We start from the raw sequence: 15,502 nt of genomic DNA, 5'->3' as shown, positions 1-15,502 counted from the left end.
GGCGCCGACGGCCGGGGGCGACGGCCCCGCCCCCGCCCCCGGCCGTCGCCGGCGGGCCACCGGCGGAGGGCTGGGGTGCGCGGCCGGAACTGGCGCTGGCCTGCCGGCTGACCATGGGGATAGCCATGTTCGCCATGCTGCTCACCCTGTGAGACAGGGAGGCCCGCAAACCGTGGCGTACGTCACTTGCCGAGCGCAGCCATACCCGTGCGTGCCGTACCGCTCATAGGCTGACGCCATGTTGGTCTCCCTCGTGCTGCTGCTGCTCGGTGCGCTGGCCGCCGTCGTGACCCCGCGACTGATGGCCCGGGCCGAGTGGCCCGAGCACGAGCCCGTGGTCGCGCTGTGGGTGTGGCAGTGCGTGGTGGCCGGGGTACTGCTGTCCTTCGCGCTGTCCATGACGTTCAGTGCCGCCGCGGCCTGGCAGGCGGTGCGCGGACATGTGTTCGCGCCTGCCCCGCACGCGGTCGTGGAGGCCTACGCACTCGCGGCCTACGGACCGTGGTCGGCGGTGATGGCCGTGCTGCTGGCCCTCGGCGGGGTGTGGACGGCCGCGATGCTGACCCGGCAGATCCGCCGCGTCCGTCTGGAGCGCGGGCGGCGGCGGGCCGAACTCCTGGAGCGTTCACCCCTGCTGCCCGGAGAGGAGCCGGGCAGTGGCCGGCTGGTGGTCCTGGAAGGGGAACGCCCCGATGCCTGGTGGCTGCCGGGCACGGCGCCCCGGCTCGTCGTCACGACCGCCGCGCTGGGCCGTTTGAAAGGCCGTCAGCTCGACGCGGTGCTCGCGCACGAACAGGGGCACGCGAACGCCCGCCACGACTGGCTGCTGAACTGCTCGGCGGCGCTGGCGTCCGGGTTCCCGCAGATTCCGGTGTTCGCGGCCTTCCGCGGCGAAATGCACCGGCTCGTCGAACTGGCCGCTGACGACACCGCCTCGCGGCGGTTCGGCCGGCTGACGATCGCCCTGGCGCTGGTCGAACTCAACGAGGACCGTGGGGTGTTCGGCCCTTGCCCGACGCCGGACGCGCAGATGCCGCTGCGGGTGAACCGGCTGCTGTCGCCCGCGGGCCGGCTCACGATCGGCCGCCGGCTTCGGCTCACCGCGGCGGCCACGCTGCTGCCGGCGATTCCGCTTCTGGTCGCGTTCGTACCGGCGCTCAGCGCACTGGGGTAGGCGGCCCCGGCGCCTACCCCAGCCCGTCCGGGCCCGACCGCTCCGGGCACCCGACGCAGGGGCCGGCCACGACCGCTCCCGGCACCCGACGCAGGGTCCGGCCACGACCGCTCCCGGCACCCGAAACACTTTCCGGCCGCTACGGCTCCGGGATCCGGCACCCGTCGCCTCCCGGCACCCGACGCGCTGTCCGGCCGCGTCGGATCCGGGCTCCTTCCGCACGGTACGGCCGCGCCGGGATGGCCCTGTACCCCACCCGTCGGCGAGGATCCCCTTATGCACTCCCGGCTCCTCTCCCCCGCGCACCGCCCCCGCACCCCCTCACCGGCACCGTGGGCGGGAGTCGTCTGCGGGGCTCTCGCGGTGGCGCTGCTGGTCCTGGTCGCCGTGCGGTGGTCCCCGCTGACGCGCCTGGACCGTGACATCGCCGAAGCCCTGCACCGGCGGGCGGTGACGGAGCCGGGCCTCGTCCACCTGAACCGGATCCTGACGGACTGGCTGTGGGACCCGTGGACGATGCGTGCGCTGATCGCTGTCGCCGTGGTCGTCCTGTGGCGGCGCGGCTCCCGGGTGCTCGCCGCCTGGGTGGCGGTGACGACCCTGGTCTCCAGCCTTCTCCAGCAGGGCATGAAGGCCGCCGTCGGCCGCGAGCGCCCCCGGTGGCCCGATCCGGTGGACTCCGCCCACTACGCGTCGTTCCCCTCCGGACACGCGATGACGGCCACGGTGAGCTGCGGTCTGCTGCTGTGGCTGCTGCACCGGTCCGGCTGCCGGCCGTGGATCCGGCGCACGGCCCTGGCCGCCGCGGCGGTCTCGGTGCTCGGAGTCGGCCTGACCCGGCTCTATCTGGGCGTGCACTGGCCGTCCGACGTACTGGGCGGGTGGCTGCTCGGCGCGGCCCTGACCGCCTTCGCGACGGCCGGGTACGGCCGCTACGCCGCCCGCCCCCGCACGGACAGGGACTGAACAGGCGTTTGCGACCCCGCGCGGCCGAACAGGCATTCTTGCCCACCCGCACCGCCTCGGCGAGGATCGGGGCCATGCCGATCAAGGGTGCTCTCTTCGACTTCTCCGGGACGCTGTTCCGGATCGAGTCCGTCCGTTCCTGGCTCGCCGCCACCCTCGCGGAGCGGGGGGTGAGCGTGGACGAGGCCGACTTCGAGCGGTACGTACGGGAACTGGAGGCCTCGGGCGCGCTGCCCGGCGGCCCGCCACCTCAGCAGGTACCCGGCAGGCTGGCCACCGCGTGGGCCTCCCGCGACGAGAGCGCGCACCGGCACCGCGAGGCATTCACGGGCCTGGCCCGCGAGGTGGAGCTGCCGGATCCGGGACTCTACGACGCCCTGTACGACCGCCACCGGACCCCGGACGCCTGGTGTCCGTATCCGGACGCCGCGGAGGTGCTCGCCTCGCTGAGTGACCGGGGTGTCGCGATCGGCGTGGTCAGCAACATCGGGTGGGACCTGAGGCCGGTCTTCCGGGCGCACGGTCTGGACGCCTACGTGGACGCGTATGTGCTGTCCTTCGAGCACGGCATCCAGAAGCCGGACGCACGCCTCTTCCACACGGCCTGCACACTTCTGGGACATCATCCGACCGATGTGGTGATGGTGGGTGACGACCGGCACACGGACGCCGGGGCGTCCGCGCTGGGGTGCGAGGTCCGATTCGTCCAGCACCGGCCGGTCGACGAGCGGCCGAACGGGCTGCGGGAGCTCGGACTGGCCGCCGGGGTTGCCTGAGAGACATGTGAGAGATGTCCCTGACGCGCCATGGGTCGGATTGTCACATCGGGGCCTTAGCCTGGTACCTATGCCCCCGACTCCGTGCCCGTCCGGTTCCGTGCGTTCCGCCGCAGAGGTGAATGAAGACATTCGCGACCTGTGGCAGCGCTCGGGCGGATACCTGTCCCCGGAGGACGAGGAGGAGTACCAGCGGCTGCTGGTCGAGTGGGCTGCGGCCACCGGCGGCGGCGCCAGGTCCGCGGCCTGACCCGTGCGTGAAGCGACGGCCCGCGTGCCCCGCGTACGCCTTCCTGATCTCGTGACCCGCGTACGCCTTCCTGATCTGCTGCCGGGCCGGGTTTCCGGTTCCGCTGTGCGGCGGCCCTCGGCGGGTCGCACTCTGGAGGCATGACTTCTGCGCCGATCGTGATCTTCCGGCCGTCCCCCACCGGCGGGCGGCGCGTCACCGTGCAGCGCGACGGGCGGGTCCAGATACTCGGCCTCGCACACTCGGATCACGATGTGATCGTGTTCCTGGAGGGTGCGGGGCTCGACGACCCCGAGAGGATCCTGGACAGCCCCGAGTGGGTCGAGTGGCGGGGCGGCAGGGCACATCGGTACGAGGCCGCCTGAGACGTCTGATTCCGGCGATCCCCTGCGTCGCCGGAACCAGCCGGTCACCCCGGCCGGAGCGACGGTCCGGGGACCGCGCGACGGACTGTGTTCATCACGCCTGCCGGTGCGGGGGTACAGCATGTCCCGGCACGGCGGATCGGTCAATGAACTTACGGCCGTGCGAAGGCCGGTCCCGCCCGGGAAGCCCGGGCGGGACCGGCCGAGTCAGCCAGTGCGGTGGACTCAGCGGTCGAAGTAGTCCGGCTGCGTCTGGACGTTGAGCTCGTCCGTACGCACCCGCTTCGCCGGGTCGGTCCGCCGGTCGTCGATCTTCAGGACGTCGAAGCCCTTGGCGATGTCATTGGAGTAGATGTAGCCGTTGTAGTAGTAAGCCGACCACGGGCCGGCCGTGGTGACCTCGTCGGTGCTGACGGGGCCGCGCTCGAAGAAGCCGATCTCCTTCGGGTGGGAGGAGTCGGTGAAGTCCCACACCGAGATGCCGCCCTGGTACCAGGCCTGGACCATCAGGTCGCGGCCCTTGACCGGGATGATCGAACCGTTGTGGGCGACACAGACCTCCGTGTCGGCCTGCGGGCGGTCGATCTTGAAGTAGCTGCGGAAGACGAGCTTGCGGTGATCGCCCTTGCCGACGATGTCGTAGATGCCGTCGGCGCCACGCTTCGGGCCGATCTCCTCGTTGCAGGTGGCCGCTCCGCCGCCGCCGAGCTCGTCGGTGAAGACGACCTTGTCGGCCCGCTGGTTGAACGTCGCGGAGTGCCAGAACGCGAAGTTCACGTTGTCCTGCACCCGGTCGATGATCTTCGGGTTTTCCGGGTCCTTGATGGAGAACAGCAGACCGTCACCCATGCAGGCACCGGCCGCCAGGTCCTTGGACGGCAGCACGGTGATGTCGTGGCAGCCCGTGGTCTTGGAGACGCCCGGGTTGACGGAGCCACCCGGGTTCCCGCCGTCCGGGAAGAGGACCGGGAAGTTCACGATGCGGGCGTCCTCGGGCGACTTGCGCGGCACCTTGATGACGGAGATCCCGTCGTGCGGCGGCTGGCAGTCCGGGAACGTCTCGTTCGGCGAGTACGAGGACACGTACACGTACACGTTCTTGCGCTCGGGAACCAGCGTGTGGGTGTGCGACCCGCACGCGGTCTCGACGGCGGCGACGTACTTCGGGTTGCGCTTGTCGCTGATGTCGAAGACCTTCATGCCCTCCCAGGAGGACTTCTCCGTGGCGGGCTGGGTGGTGCTGGTGCACGAGTTGTCGCTGCGCGAGGAGTCCGTGGACAGGAACAGCAGGTTCCCGGAGACGGAGATGTCGTTCTGCGATCCGGGACACAGGACCTGGGCGACCGTGCGGGGCGCCTTCGGGTTGCTGATGTCGAAGATCCGGAAGCCGTCGTAGTTTCCGGCGAAGGCGTACTTCCCCTGGAAGGCCAGGTCCGTGTTCAGCCCCTGGAGCGCGTCCTTGGGGACATTGGCGAGGTGGCTGATGTTGCGGCTGTGGACGATCTCGTCCACACCGGGTATCTCACCGCTTCGGATCGCGGCTGCCGCCTCCGCCTCCTGGCTCGCGGAGACATCGGTTCGGCTCGCGGCCGCGTCACCGGGATCGGGTGTCGCGGCCGCGGGCCCGGCCATCAGCAGAGTGGCGAAGAGCCCGGCGGCGGCTGCCGCCACGCCCAGACGTCTGCGCCGCACCGGGGTGGTGTGCAACGAGGTCACTGCGTCCTCCCATGGATCCATAAGTAGTTGACCGGTTCACGGACTCCGGCAGTATCGTCCCTGCCATGGACATCTCAACAGATGGCAACAGAGACGTAATGAAAGTTTTTGATCAAAGCTGTGCGTTGACGTGCTAGGACAGAGCGCAACCAGTCCTGTGCCAACGGAGGTCGCTTTGTTGATTCGTCGTCAGACCTTGCGGTTCCGCCGACTCGTGCTCGGCGCGGCCGTCGCGGCAGCCGTGCTCACGTCGGCCGGCTGCGACGCGGACGGTGGTGACAACGGCGCGAAGTCCGAAGCACACAAGGCCGGTTCGGTCGTGGCACCCGGGAAACCCGGCGAGCCCGCGCGGACGCTCTCCCCCTCGGAGGCCGTCAAGGAGGCCGGGGTGGACACTCCCAACTCGGCGGACGTCCGGTACGTGCAGCTGATGATCCAGCACCACACTCAGGCCCTGGAGTTGACCGGACTGGTCCCCACCCGATCCCGTTCGGCCACGGTCAAACGGCTCGCCGAACGCATCACCGCCGCCCAGCAGCCCGAGATCGGCGCGATGGAGGGATGGCTCAGCCGCCATGGCCTGTCCGGGCAGTCCGGGAAGCACGACCATGGCGCGATGCCCGGCATGGCCACCGCCGGCCAGCTCGAGCAGCTCAGTGCCACGGAGGGCAAGGCCTTCGACCAGTTGTTCCTGGATCTGATGATCACGCACCATCAGGGGGCCGTCACCATGGCGACCGATGTCCTCTCCGAGGGGAACAACGTGCAGGTCGAGGAGATGGCGGGGGACGTCGTGGCCCAGCAGACCACCGAGATCAACCGGATGCGCGCACTCTCCTCCTGACGACGGATGACGGAGACGGATGACGGACGACGGATGACGGCAGCCGTCCGACATCCGTCATCCGGCGAAAGCGTGGTGCCACAGAAGCATTGGGCGCGCCCCTCCCCCACCGGGTCCACCGGTGCGATGCTGGAGACACCCTCCGGGAAGAGGTGCGCCGTGCTTCGTGTCGCCGTCGTCGGCTCCGGCCCCAGCGGGGTCTACACCGCCCAGGCCCTGGTGACCCAGACCCTGCTGCCCGATGTTCGGGTGCACGTCCTGGACCGGCTGCCCTGTCCGTACGGGCTGGTGCGGTACGGCGTCGCACCGGACCACGAGAAGATCAAGTCACTGCAGCAGAGCCTGCGCGCCGTCCTGGAACACGAACGCGTCACCTTCGTCGGCAATGTCGCCGTGGGCGGGGACGGCGTGCCGCCCGAGCGGCTGGGCGAGCTCTACGACGCGGTCGTCTACTGCGTGGGAGCGGCCACGGACCGTCCGCTGGGCATCCCCGGCGAGGACCTGCCCGGAAGCCACTCGGCGACCGAGTTCGTCTCCTGGTACAGCGCCCACCCGGACGCGGCGGCGGACCTCTTCGCGCTGCGGGCCCGTTCGGCCGTCGTGATCGGGGTCGGCAACGTTGCCGTCGACGTGGCGCGGATCCTGGCACGGGGCGCCGATGAGCTGCGGCCCACCGATGTGCCGCAGCCCGCGCTCGGCGTGCTGGCCGGCAGCCGGGTGCGCGAGGTGCACATGGCGGGCAGACGGGGCCCGTCCCAGGCACGGTTCACCACCAAGGAGCTCCGCGAACTCGGCTCGCTCCCCGGGGCCCGGATGGTCGTGGACCCGGCGGAGCTCGCCCTGGATCCGGCGTACGGCGATGCGGGGCCGGGCGCCCCGCCGCTGCCGGCGCTGGTGCGGCGGAACCTCGATGTCCTGCGCGCATGGGCGTCCGCACCGCCCCGGGCGGGCGACAGCCGTCCCCGGACCATCGGGCTGCGGTTCTTCCTGCGCCCGGTCGAGCTGCTGGAGCGGGACGGCCGGGTGGCCGGTGTCCGGTTCGCCCGTACCGCCCCGGACGGAAACGGCGGGGTGCGCGACACCGGAACGTACGAGGAGATCGCTGCCGGACTCGTGCTGCGGGCGGTCGGCTACCGCGGTATGCCAATGCCCGGGCTGCCGTTCGACGCGGTGCACGGCACGGTGCCGCACCGGGCCGGGCGGGTTCTGCGGGACGGGGTGCCGTCGCCCGGGGAGTACGTGGCCGGCTGGATCAAGCGCGGTCCGACCGGAGTCATCGGGTCGAACCGTTCGTGCGCCAAGGAGACCGTCGCGTCGCTGGTCGAGGACGCGCCCCTGCTGGCCGGACGCCCGTCGTCCCCGGACCCGCTGGCCGTGCTCCGGTCCTGGGGGCTGCGGCCGGTGGAGTGGGACGGCTGGCTGTCGATCGAGCGGGCGGAGGCGACGCTGGGCCGTTCGCTCGGCCGGGGGCCGGTCAAGATCCCGGACTGGCCGGGTCTGATGGGGGCGGCACACGGCGACAGCCCGGCGTGATGACAGGCCGGCCGGGCCCGGCCGGAAGCGTCCCGGCCCGGCCCGAAGCTGCCCCGGAGCGGCCGCTGCACGGCCTCGGACTGTCAGCCCTCGTGGAGGCGGCCCGCCTGGAGGTTCGCCGCTTCGAGCACGCGGTCCAGCAGGCCGGGAAAGAGTGCCTCCAGGTCCTCGCGCCGGAGCCCGTTCATCTTGGCCGTTCCGCGGTAGATCTGCTGGACGATGCCGCTCTCCCGGAGGACCCGGAAGTGATGCGTACTGGTGGACTTCGTCACCGGGAGATCGAACCGCGAGCAGGTGAGCTCGCCGTCGGCCGCTGCCAGTTCGCGGACCACGCAAAGCCGCACCGGGTCCGAGAGAGCGTGCAGGACCGACTCGAGCCTGATGTCGTCGCGCGCGGGATGGGCCAGCGTACGGGCGCCGGCTGCCGGGTCTGTGGCGGTGGCTGGGGTCACGGTCACTCCGCATCGTCGCATCGTCCGGGGAACCCCATGATACGAGACCCGTCGTAGTACCTTCATTAGGACAGGATCCGGCCTGAAGGGTGGATAGCGTGGCGTTGTAGCCGGGCACGGGCCCGACAGCCTCAGGAGGCGCAGCCGGATGACGGACACCCTGGACACCCCCGAGAACGCACTTCCCTTCGCGCGGGCCGCCCAGCTCGAATCATGGCTGGAGGAGCACCACGCCGACCGGGCCGGGCTCTGGCTGAAGATCGCCAAACGGGACTCCGGTGTGGAGTCGGTGAGCGCGGCCGAGGTCATCGACTCCGCGCTCTGCTTCGGCTGGATCGACGGGCAGCGCAAGTCCTTCGACGCGGTGTACTACCTCCAGCGGATCACGCCCCGCCGCCGCCGGAGCGCGTGGTCGCTGATCAACGTGGAGAAGGTCGAGGCGCTGACCGAGGCCGGGCGGATGCGCGCGCCAGGTCTCGCCGAGGTCGAGGCCGCCCGTTCCGACGGGCGGTGGGCCGTGGCGTACCCGTCGCAGAGCAGGGCCACCGTCCCGGACGACCTCGCCGCGGCGCTGGACGCCGACGAGCCGGCGCGGGTGTTCTTCGATCAGCTCAGCAGGTCGGACCGCTATCTGGTGCTCCTGCGTCTCATGACTGCCACGACCCCCGAAGTCAGGGCGGCCCGCCTCCAGAAGGTGGTGGCCTCCATGGCGGCGGGCCGCAAGGTCCGCTGATGCCCGGTCAGCCGCTCAGCAGCTCCGGGTCCTTGGCGAGCGAGGCGAGCCGGCCGCCCGGGTCGGCGACCAGCCTGCGCGTCGTCAGGTCGAGGATGCCGGCCACGCCCGTGATCTCGGCGGCCACCGTGCCGTCCTCCTTGAGGATCTGCTGCGCGATGGTGAACGTCTTGCCCTGCCCGTAGTCGAACCGGCAGGACACCCGCACCCGTTCCCCACCGCGCAGTTCCCTGCGGAACTTGACCGTGACCTCCAGCGCGACCGGCCCCACTCCGTCGGCCAGCAGCTTCTCCTGGGGCAGCCCGGCGGCCCGCAGCAGCTCCCAGCGCGCGTGTTCCGCGTACTGGAGGTACACCGCCTGATTGAGGTGCCCCTGCGTATCGAGCTCGTAGCCCCGTACGGTCACGTCCACAAAAAAGGTCATGGACGTCGCAACAGCCGGGCCCATTCCCGCATTCCCGCAGCGGCCCGCCCGAGGCGCGCCGGTCAGCCGGTCGGCGCGGTGAGGTGCGGGAACCTCAGCTCGGTGCGGCTGGAGAAGACGTCGTCCGGACGCAGGACGGTGCTGGGGTGGCCGGGCCGGTTGGGCGAGTCGGGCAGGTGCTGGGTCTCCAGGCAGACGGCGCTGTGGCGCTCGTGGTGACCGCCGCCGGGGGCGGGCAGGGTGCCGTCCAGCTGGTTGGCGGTGTAGACCTGGATGCCCGGTTCGGTCGTCCAGACCTCCATGATCCGCTCGGCTCCGGGGGCGGTGAGCCGGGCGGCGCGGCGCAGGCCGTCCGGTGTACCGGAGCCGTTGAGGACCCAGCAGTGGTCGAAGCCTCCGGCCCGGCGCAGTTGCTCGTCCGGGAGCGCGACGCGGTCCGCGATGCGGTGCGGGGCGGTGAGGTCGAAGGGGGTCGCGTGCACCGCCGCGGCGGGGCCTTCCGGGATGCCCTCGTCGTCGACGGGGAGGTAGTGGTCGGCGTCCACCTGGAGGGTGTGCCCGAGGATGTCGCCCTGTGCGGTGAGGTCGAAGTACGCGTGGTTGGTGAGATTGACGACGGTGGGGCGGTCCGTGACGGCGGTGTAGTCGAGGGCCAGGGTGCCCGCCGTGTCGAGCGTGTACGTCACGGCGACGTCCAGCGCGCCGGGGAAGCCCATGTCACCGTCGGGACTGTGCAGGGTGAGCCGGAGCGTCGCCGCGGTTTCGGTGGCCTCACCCGCGGCCTGCCAGACGCGGGTGTGGAAGCCGTCCGGGCCACCGTGCAGGGCGTGGCCCCGGTCGGTGGCCGGGATCCGGTACGACGCCCCGTCGAGGACGAAACGGCCGTGCGCGATGCGGTTGGCGAAGCGGCCGATGAGGGCGCCGAAGAACGGGTTCTTGCCCGTGTAGTCGTCCAGGGAGACCAGGGACCGCACGACCGACGCGGACGCCCCCCGGGTGTCCGGCACGGTGAGGCGGTGCAGGATGCCGCCATAGCTGAGGATCTCCGCCCGGACTCCGGTGCCGGAGTCGAGCGTCCAGACGTCGACGTCCGTGTGCCCGTGGGCGCCGAACGGTTTGTGGTTCACGGTGGGGCGAGGCATCAGAGATCCTTGGGACGAGCGGACGGCCCGGCGGAACGAGGACGGCGGGCCTGGACACAATCGCCGGACTCCCCCGGCAGTACGGGGGGTCCGGTGCCGGATCTACGGTCCGGCGGCCGGCTCGGCGGCCGTCCGGGGAACGGTCGATTCGCGGACGACGAGCCGGTAGCCGGGCCGGGGCCGCCGGGGTTCGGACACCGGGTCGCCGGAGAGCCGTTCGACGAGGCTGTCGACGGCGAGCCGTGCGATCGCCTCCTTGTCGGGGGCCACCGTGGTGAGCGTGGTGGCCCCGTAGAGGCTCTCCTCGATGTTGTCGAACCCGACGACGGCCACGTCCTCGGGAATGCGCAGCCCCCGTTCGGACAGGGTGCGCATCGCCCCGATGGCGATGAGGTCGTTGTACGCGAACACGGCGTCGGGCCGCTCGCCGCGGTCCAGGAGGGCGGCCATGCCGGAGGCCCCGTCCTCGCGGCCGTAGCCGTCGGTGACGACGACGAGCGACTCGTCGGCCCCGATGCCCGCTGCGGCGAGCTCCTCACGCCAGCCGCGCAGCCGCAGATGGGCCGGCTGGCGTTCGCGGCCGGTACGCGAGCCGAGGAAGGCGATCCTGCGGTGGCCGTGGTCGATGAGGTGGCGCACGGCCTCGCGGGACGCCGCCACGTTGTCGATGGCGATGTGGTCGTACGGGGCCTCGTACTCGCGCTCGCCGAGCAGCACCAGGGGCGCGGTCTCGGTGCGCGCCATCAGGTCCTCGGTCTCCAGATGGATCGGGCTGAGGATGAGGCCGTCGATCACATGGGACCGGAATCCCTGGCTGACCAGGAGCTCCTTCTCCCGCAGGCCGCCGGTGTGGTCGACCAGCACGGTGTAGTCGTGCCGGGCGGCCGCGTCGACGACCTCGCCGGCCAGCTCCGCGAAGTACGGGTTGCCGAACTCGGGGACGGCGAGGGCGATGATGCCGGTGCGGCCCTTGCGCAGATGGCGTGCGGTGAGGTTCGGCCGGTAGCCGAGCTCGTCGATGGCCTGCTGCACCTTGGCCCGCATCTTCGGTGTGACGTGCTGATAGTTGTTCACCACGTTCGACACGGTCTTGATGGACACGCCCGCCCGTTGCGCAACGTCCTTGAGGCTGACGCCCACGGCACTCCCTGAATCGACTGGTCGCGCGTTGACGCGCGGTGGCCCGGCTCTGCCGGTTCGGTTCGAACGGTGCCGGGGCCCGCTGGCCCCGGCACCGGTTCAGGTGGTTCTGCGGCTGCGCGCCAGATAGCGCTGGGCCACGACGACAACGATAAGGAACCCGCCGCTGACGACGGACTGGTACGAGGAGTTCAGCTCGCCGATCTGGTTGATCAGGTTCTGGATGACGGCCAGCAGCAGGACGCCCCAGAGGGTGCCGCTGATCGATCCGGCGCCACCGATCAGGAGGGTGCCGCCGATGACGACGGCGGAGATCGCGTCGAGTTCCATGCCCACGCCGACGATGGTGACGCCGGAGGAGAGCCTGGCGGCACTGAGCGCACCGGCGAATCCGGCCAGCAGTCCGCTGAGCGTGTAGACGAGCATCTTGGTCCGGGCAACGGGCAGACCCATCAGGTTGGCCGCGTCGCTGCTGCCGCCGACCGCGAAGAGCGTCTGTCCGAACGAGGTGCGCTGGAGGACCAGTCCACCGATGCCGAACAGCGCCAGGGCGATCAGGATCGGGTAGCCGAAGCCCCAGATGCTGCCCTGTCCGAGTTCGGCGAACGCGGATCCCTTGGGGATGAGGTAGGTGGTGGCGCCCTCGTCGGTGATCGCGAGGAGCAGACCGCGCGCCCCCAGCAGGGTGGCGAGCGTGACGATGAACGGTGCCATCCCGGCACGGGCCACCAGGAAGCCGTTGAGCAGCCCGATCGCACCGCACACGACGAGCGGGACGAACAGGGCGGCGAGGAAGCCCCATTGGGACGCCCAGGCGGCGAGGACACCGCCCAGGGCGAAGACGGAGCCGACGGACAGGTCGATGCCGCCGGTGATGATGACCATCGTCATACCGAGGGCGACCACGGCACCGAAGGAGGCCTGGACGGTCACACCCCGGGCGTTGTCCAGGGTGCCGAACGTCGGGTACACGAAGGACGCAACGATGACGACCGTGAGCAGGACGACGAGCGCGCCCTGGCGCTGGAGGAGTTCGGCGACGCGTTGCCCGGCGGCTGAGCTCGATGTGGCGCCGCCGGCCGCTGCGGGGGTCTTGCGCGGGACCGGGGCCTGGACCACGGGGGCGGGTGAGGTTTCGTTCATCGGGACCGACGCTCCCGGGCGACGTAGACGGCGGCGATGATGATGGCCGCCTGGGCGATCTGTGCGGTGGAGTCGGGCAGGTCGTGCTTGACGAGGGTGGCGCGCAACAGCTGCATCAGCAGGGCGCCGGCGACCGTGCCGAGGACCCGGATGGAGCCTCCGTTGAGCGGGGTGCCCCCGACGACGACCGCGGTGATGGCGGACAGTTCCATGAGGGTGCCGAGCGAGGAGGGGTCGCTGGCGGTGAGCCTGGCCGTGGCGAGGATGCCGGCCAGGGCGGCCAGGACCCCGCAGAGCACGTACACACCGATGAGAACGCGGCGCACGGGCAGTCCGGCGAGCGCGGCTGCGGACCGGTTGCCGCCGATGGCCACGACCTGACGGCCGAACGTGGTGCGCTGGACCAGGAAGGCGACGGCGGCCGCGAGGACCGCGGCGATGAGGACGACCAGCGGAATACCGAGGAAGGAACCGGTGCCGAGCGACAGCAGGTCGGGGTTGACGATCTGCTTGAGCTGACCGTCCGCCATGACCAGGGCCAGGCCCCGGCCGCCGACGAACAGGGCGAGGGTGGCGACGATCGGCTGCAGTCCGACGAGCGAGACCAGCGAGCCGTTGATCGCTCCGACGACGGCGCCGGCCAGCAGCGCCATGACGAGGGCGGGCACCAGTCCGTACCCGAGGTAGAGCGGCAGCAGCGCGGTGGCCAGCGCCATGGTCGAGCCGACGGAGAGGTCGACGCCCTCGGTGCCGATCACGAGCGCCATGCCGAGGGCGACGATGACGATGGGGGCGACCTGGACGAGCTGGGTGCGGAGGTTGTCCGCGGTCATGAAGTGCTCGGTGAACAGGGCGTTGAAGAGGAGGACGACCGCGACGGCGAGGTAGACGCCGTACTCCTGGTACCAGGCGGGGTCGCGCAGCCGGGCCCACGGCCGGGCTGCGGGGGTGGAGATTGCGGCCTGGGTCATCGGGGGTCCTCCTTGGCGGCCGGGGCGTTGCCCGCGGGGGCCGGTGAGTGGTCGGCGAGCACTTCGAGCAGATGGCTCTCGGCCACCTCGTCGCCCGACAGTTCGCCCGCGACCGCGCCACCGCGCAGGACGACGATGCGGTCGGCGCCCTCGATGAGTTCCTCGATGTCGGAGGAGATGAGCAGGACGGCGAGGCCCTCGCGGGCGAGGTCGTCGATGAGGCTCTGGACCTCGGCCTTGGCACCGACGTCGATGCCGCGGGTGGGTTCGTCGAGCAGCAGGACCTTGGGCTCCAGGCAGAGCCAGCGGGCCAGCAGGACCTTCTGCTGGTTGCCTCCGGAGAGCTCGCCGACCTTCTGCTCGGGGCTCGCGGCCTTGATCCGCAGCCGCTTCATGAAGATGTCGACGATGCGGTCCTGCTTGGCGCGCGAGACGATGCCGGCGCGGGACAGGCGGGGCATCGCGGCCAGCACGATGTTCTCGCGGACCGAGAGGCCGGGCACGATGCCTTCGGCCTTGCGGTCCTCGGGCAGCAGACTGATGCCCGCCCGGATGGCGCCGGCGGAGGTGAGGCGGCGCAGGGTGCGGCCGCCGATGCTCAGTTCGCCGGAGTCCAGGCTCAGCGCGCCGGCCAGGGCCTTCGCGGTCTCGCTGCGGCCGGAGCCGAGGAGCCCGCCGAGGCCCAGCACCTCACCCGCGTACAACGACAGGGATATGTCGTGGAGCTGGTGGTCGCGGGAGAGGCCGGTCGCGGTGAGTACGGGGGTACGGGAGGCGTCGTGGCCCTCGGAACCGAAACTGGTGACGCCGTCGCGGCGGACCTCGGCCATGTCGCGGCCGAGCATCATCGAGACGAGCTGCATGCGGTCGAGGTCGGCGAGGTCCCCGGTGTGGATGTGCCGGCCGTCGCGGAGCACGGTGACGCGGTCGCAGATCCGGTAGAGCTCGTCCATGCGGTGGCTGACGTAGAGGACGGCGATGCCACGTGCGCGCAGGTCCTCGATGACCCGGAAGAGGGTCTCGACCTCGCGCGGCTCCAGCGAGGAGGTGGGCTCGTCCATGATGACGACCTGGGCGTTGACCGAGACGGCGCGGGCCAGCGCGACCATCTGCTGGGTGCCGATTCCCAGGGTGTGCAGGGGCCTCTTCGGGTCGACGCGTACGCCGAAGCCGTCGAGGAGTTCGGTGGTCTCGCGGTGCATCCGGGAGAAGTCGATCAGGCCGAACCGGTTCTTGGGCTCACGGCCGAGGAAGATGTTGCGCGCCACGCTCATCAGCGGGACGAGGTTCACCTCCTGGTAGATCGTGGAGATGCCGGCCTGCTGCGCCTCGAACGGCCGGGCGAAGGCGATCTGTTCGCCGGCCAGCCGCAGTTCGCCCTCGTCGGGCCGGTAGACGCCGGTCAGCACCTTGATCAGGGTGGACTTGCCGGCTCCGTTCTCCCCCACGAGTGCGTGGGTCTCCCCGGCACGCAGGGTGAACGAGACGTCGTCGAGGGCGACGACGCCCGGGAAACGCTTGCTCACCGAGCGGGCTTCGAGGACGGACGCGGCCGGTGCGGAGTCCGGTGACACGTCGGCGGCCGGCGCGGGCGCCTTCTTCACGCCGGCGGCCGGTGCGGACGCTTCCGTCACCTCGGCCGGCGCGGACGTCTCCGTCACCTCGGCCGGCGCGGACGTCTCCGTCACCTCGGCCGGCGCGGATGCCTCCTTCGCGTCGGCGGCCGGCTGCGGCGGCTGCGGTACTGCTTCGGGTGGTGCCATGGCTGTTCTTGGCCTTCCGCTCTTCCAAGGGTGTGGGCCCGGGGCCGCCGTGACGGGTGGCGGCGTCACGGCGGCGAGTGGTCCGGCGGGTCCGGTACGGGCCGGGGGCC

Annotated in this window: 16 protein-coding genes and 1 pseudogene; 9 read left to right on the top strand and 8 right to left on the bottom strand. The window is 71.2% G+C overall.

From position 1 onward, the window contains the following. The 6 genes and pseudogenes from JGS39_RS40975 to JGS39_RS20130 form a co-directional block, all read left to right on the top strand. Positions 1 to 152, top strand: a pseudogene (locus JGS39_RS40975) (DUF5134 domain-containing protein); the annotation flags it as partial. A gap of 86 nt (positions 153 to 238) precedes the next feature. Continuing rightward, positions 239 to 1,174: a M56 family metallopeptidase gene (locus tag JGS39_RS20150; RefSeq protein WP_219570582.1), complete on the top strand. Its 936-nt coding sequence runs from the start codon at positions 239 to 241 to the stop codon at positions 1,172 to 1,174. A 276-nt stretch (positions 1,175 to 1,450) separates the two neighbouring features. Further along, a complete protein-coding gene (locus JGS39_RS20145; RefSeq protein ID WP_219570581.1) occupies positions 1,451 to 2,140 on the top strand; it encodes a phosphatase PAP2 family protein in 690 nt (229 codons plus the stop codon). A 74-nt stretch (positions 2,141 to 2,214) separates the two neighbouring features. After that, the gene (locus JGS39_RS20140) at positions 2,215 to 2,916 is read left to right on the top strand and encodes an HAD family hydrolase (protein ID WP_219570579.1); all 702 of its coding nucleotides are present in this window, start codon (positions 2,215 to 2,217) and stop codon (positions 2,914 to 2,916) included. A gap of 70 nt (positions 2,917 to 2,986) precedes the next feature. Beyond that, entirely contained in the window at positions 2,987 to 3,166 is a 180-nt protein-coding gene (locus JGS39_RS20135) for a hypothetical protein (RefSeq protein WP_219570577.1), read from the top strand. 140 nt (positions 3,167 to 3,306) lie between these two features. Further along, entirely contained in the window at positions 3,307 to 3,531 is a 225-nt protein-coding gene (locus JGS39_RS20130; protein WP_148015402.1) for a hypothetical protein, read from the top strand. A 225-nt stretch (positions 3,532 to 3,756) separates the two neighbouring features. Here JGS39_RS20130 and JGS39_RS20125 read toward each other — a convergent pair whose 3' ends face one another. Further along, complete coding sequence (locus JGS39_RS20125) at positions 3,757 to 5,247, bottom strand: LVIVD repeat-containing protein (protein ID WP_219570575.1); 1,491 nt, start codon at positions 5,245 to 5,247, stop codon at positions 3,757 to 3,759. A 175-nt stretch (positions 5,248 to 5,422) separates the two neighbouring features. Between JGS39_RS20125 and JGS39_RS20120 the strand changes: the two genes are divergently transcribed. Together JGS39_RS20120 and JGS39_RS20115 are read left to right on the top strand one after the other, a co-directional pair. Next, on the top strand, positions 5,423 to 6,091 hold the full coding sequence (locus JGS39_RS20120) for a DUF305 domain-containing protein (RefSeq protein WP_236063930.1): 669 nt from the start codon (positions 5,423 to 5,425) through the stop codon (positions 6,089 to 6,091). Positions 6,092 to 6,250: 159 nt separating this feature from the next. Then, positions 6,251 to 7,624: an FAD-dependent oxidoreductase gene (locus tag JGS39_RS20115; RefSeq protein WP_219570573.1), complete on the top strand. Its 1,374-nt coding sequence runs from the start codon at positions 6,251 to 6,253 to the stop codon at positions 7,622 to 7,624. A gap of 83 nt (positions 7,625 to 7,707) precedes the next feature. On the opposite strand, the gene JGS39_RS20110 is transcribed toward JGS39_RS20115, so the two are convergent. Beyond that, positions 7,708 to 8,097 (bottom strand): ArsR/SmtB family transcription factor, encoded by a 390-nt coding sequence (locus JGS39_RS20110; RefSeq protein ID WP_219570572.1) that lies wholly within the window; start codon positions 8,095 to 8,097, stop codon positions 7,708 to 7,710. Positions 8,098 to 8,224: 127 nt separating this feature from the next. Here JGS39_RS20110 and JGS39_RS20105 point away from each other — a divergent pair, with 127 nt between their 5' ends. Continuing rightward, entirely contained in the window at positions 8,225 to 8,809 is a 585-nt protein-coding gene (locus JGS39_RS20105; protein ID WP_219570571.1) for a YdeI/OmpD-associated family protein, read from the top strand. A 7-nt stretch (positions 8,810 to 8,816) separates the two neighbouring features. Here the strand turns inward: JGS39_RS20105 and JGS39_RS20100 are convergent, their stop codons facing one another. The 6 genes from JGS39_RS20100 to JGS39_RS20075 form a co-directional block, all read right to left on the bottom strand. Continuing rightward, entirely contained in the window at positions 8,817 to 9,233 is a 417-nt protein-coding gene (locus tag JGS39_RS20100) for an acyl-CoA thioesterase (protein WP_219570570.1), read from the bottom strand. 62 nt (positions 9,234 to 9,295) lie between these two features. Then, the gene (locus JGS39_RS20095; RefSeq protein ID WP_219570569.1) at positions 9,296 to 10,375 is read right to left on the bottom strand and encodes an aldose epimerase family protein; all 1,080 of its coding nucleotides are present in this window, start codon (positions 10,373 to 10,375) and stop codon (positions 9,296 to 9,298) included. 102 nt (positions 10,376 to 10,477) lie between these two features. After that, positions 10,478 to 11,515 carry a LacI family DNA-binding transcriptional regulator gene (locus JGS39_RS20090; RefSeq protein ID WP_219570568.1) on the bottom strand — a complete coding sequence of 346 codons (1,038 nt, stop codon included), beginning with the start codon at positions 11,513 to 11,515 and terminating at the stop codon, positions 10,478 to 10,480. A 99-nt stretch (positions 11,516 to 11,614) separates the two neighbouring features. Further along, positions 11,615 to 12,658 (bottom strand): ABC transporter permease, encoded by a 1,044-nt coding sequence (locus JGS39_RS20085; protein WP_219570567.1) that lies wholly within the window; start codon positions 12,656 to 12,658, stop codon positions 11,615 to 11,617. After that, complete coding sequence (locus JGS39_RS20080; protein WP_219570566.1) at positions 12,655 to 13,629, bottom strand: ABC transporter permease; 975 nt, start codon at positions 13,627 to 13,629, stop codon at positions 12,655 to 12,657. The genes JGS39_RS20085 and JGS39_RS20080 overlap by 4 nt, the downstream gene beginning before the upstream one ends. Further along, on the bottom strand, positions 13,626 to 15,392 hold the full coding sequence (locus JGS39_RS20075) for a sugar ABC transporter ATP-binding protein (protein ID WP_236063929.1): 1,767 nt from the start codon (positions 15,390 to 15,392) through the stop codon (positions 13,626 to 13,628). Before JGS39_RS20075 ends, JGS39_RS20080 begins: the two co-directional genes overlap by 4 nt. Between the last annotated feature and the right edge of the window lie 110 nt (positions 15,393 to 15,502).

The organism is Streptomyces poriferorum (genome assembly GCF_019399235.1).
GTDB lineage: Bacteria > Actinomycetota > Actinomycetes > Streptomycetales > Streptomycetaceae > Streptomyces > Streptomyces poriferorum.
Note: the sequence above shows the minus strand (reverse complement) of the source record. Positions and strands in the feature narration are given on the sequence as shown.

What these genes read in the sequence shown, in the direction of transcription:
- JGS39_RS20150 (WP_219570582.1), top strand. Translation starts at nt 239, where the DNA reads ATGTTGGTCTCCCTCGTGCTGCTGCTGCTCGGTGCGCTGGCCGCCGTC.
- JGS39_RS20145 (WP_219570581.1), top strand. Translation starts at nt 1,451, where the DNA reads ATGCACTCCCGGCTCCTCTCCCCCGCGCACCGCCCCCGCACCCCCTCA.
- JGS39_RS20140 (WP_219570579.1), top strand. Translation starts at nt 2,215, where the DNA reads ATGCCGATCAAGGGTGCTCTCTTCGACTTCTCCGGGACGCTGTTCCGG.
- JGS39_RS20135 (WP_219570577.1), top strand. Translation starts at nt 2,987, where the DNA reads ATGCCCCCGACTCCGTGCCCGTCCGGTTCCGTGCGTTCCGCCGCAGAG.
- JGS39_RS20130 (WP_148015402.1), top strand. Translation starts at nt 3,307, where the DNA reads ATGACTTCTGCGCCGATCGTGATCTTCCGGCCGTCCCCCACCGGCGGG.
- JGS39_RS20110 (WP_219570572.1), bottom strand. Translation starts at nt 8,097, where the DNA reads ATGCGACGATGCGGAGTGACCGTGACCCCAGCCACCGCCACAGACCCG.
- JGS39_RS20105 (WP_219570571.1), top strand. Translation starts at nt 8,225, where the DNA reads ATGACGGACACCCTGGACACCCCCGAGAACGCACTTCCCTTCGCGCGG.
- JGS39_RS20100 (WP_219570570.1), bottom strand. Translation starts at nt 9,233, where the DNA reads ATGACCTTTTTTGTGGACGTGACCGTACGGGGCTACGAGCTCGATACG.
- JGS39_RS20095 (WP_219570569.1), bottom strand. Translation starts at nt 10,375, where the DNA reads ATGCCTCGCCCCACCGTGAACCACAAACCGTTCGGCGCCCACGGGCAC.
- JGS39_RS20085 (WP_219570567.1), bottom strand. Translation starts at nt 12,658, where the DNA reads ATGAACGAAACCTCACCCGCCCCCGTGGTCCAGGCCCCGGTCCCGCGC.
- JGS39_RS20080 (WP_219570566.1), bottom strand. Translation starts at nt 13,629, where the DNA reads ATGACCCAGGCCGCAATCTCCACCCCCGCAGCCCGGCCGTGGGCCCGG.
- JGS39_RS20075 (WP_236063929.1), bottom strand. Translation starts at nt 15,392, where the DNA reads ATGGCACCACCCGAAGCAGTACCGCAGCCGCCGCAGCCGGCCGCCGAC.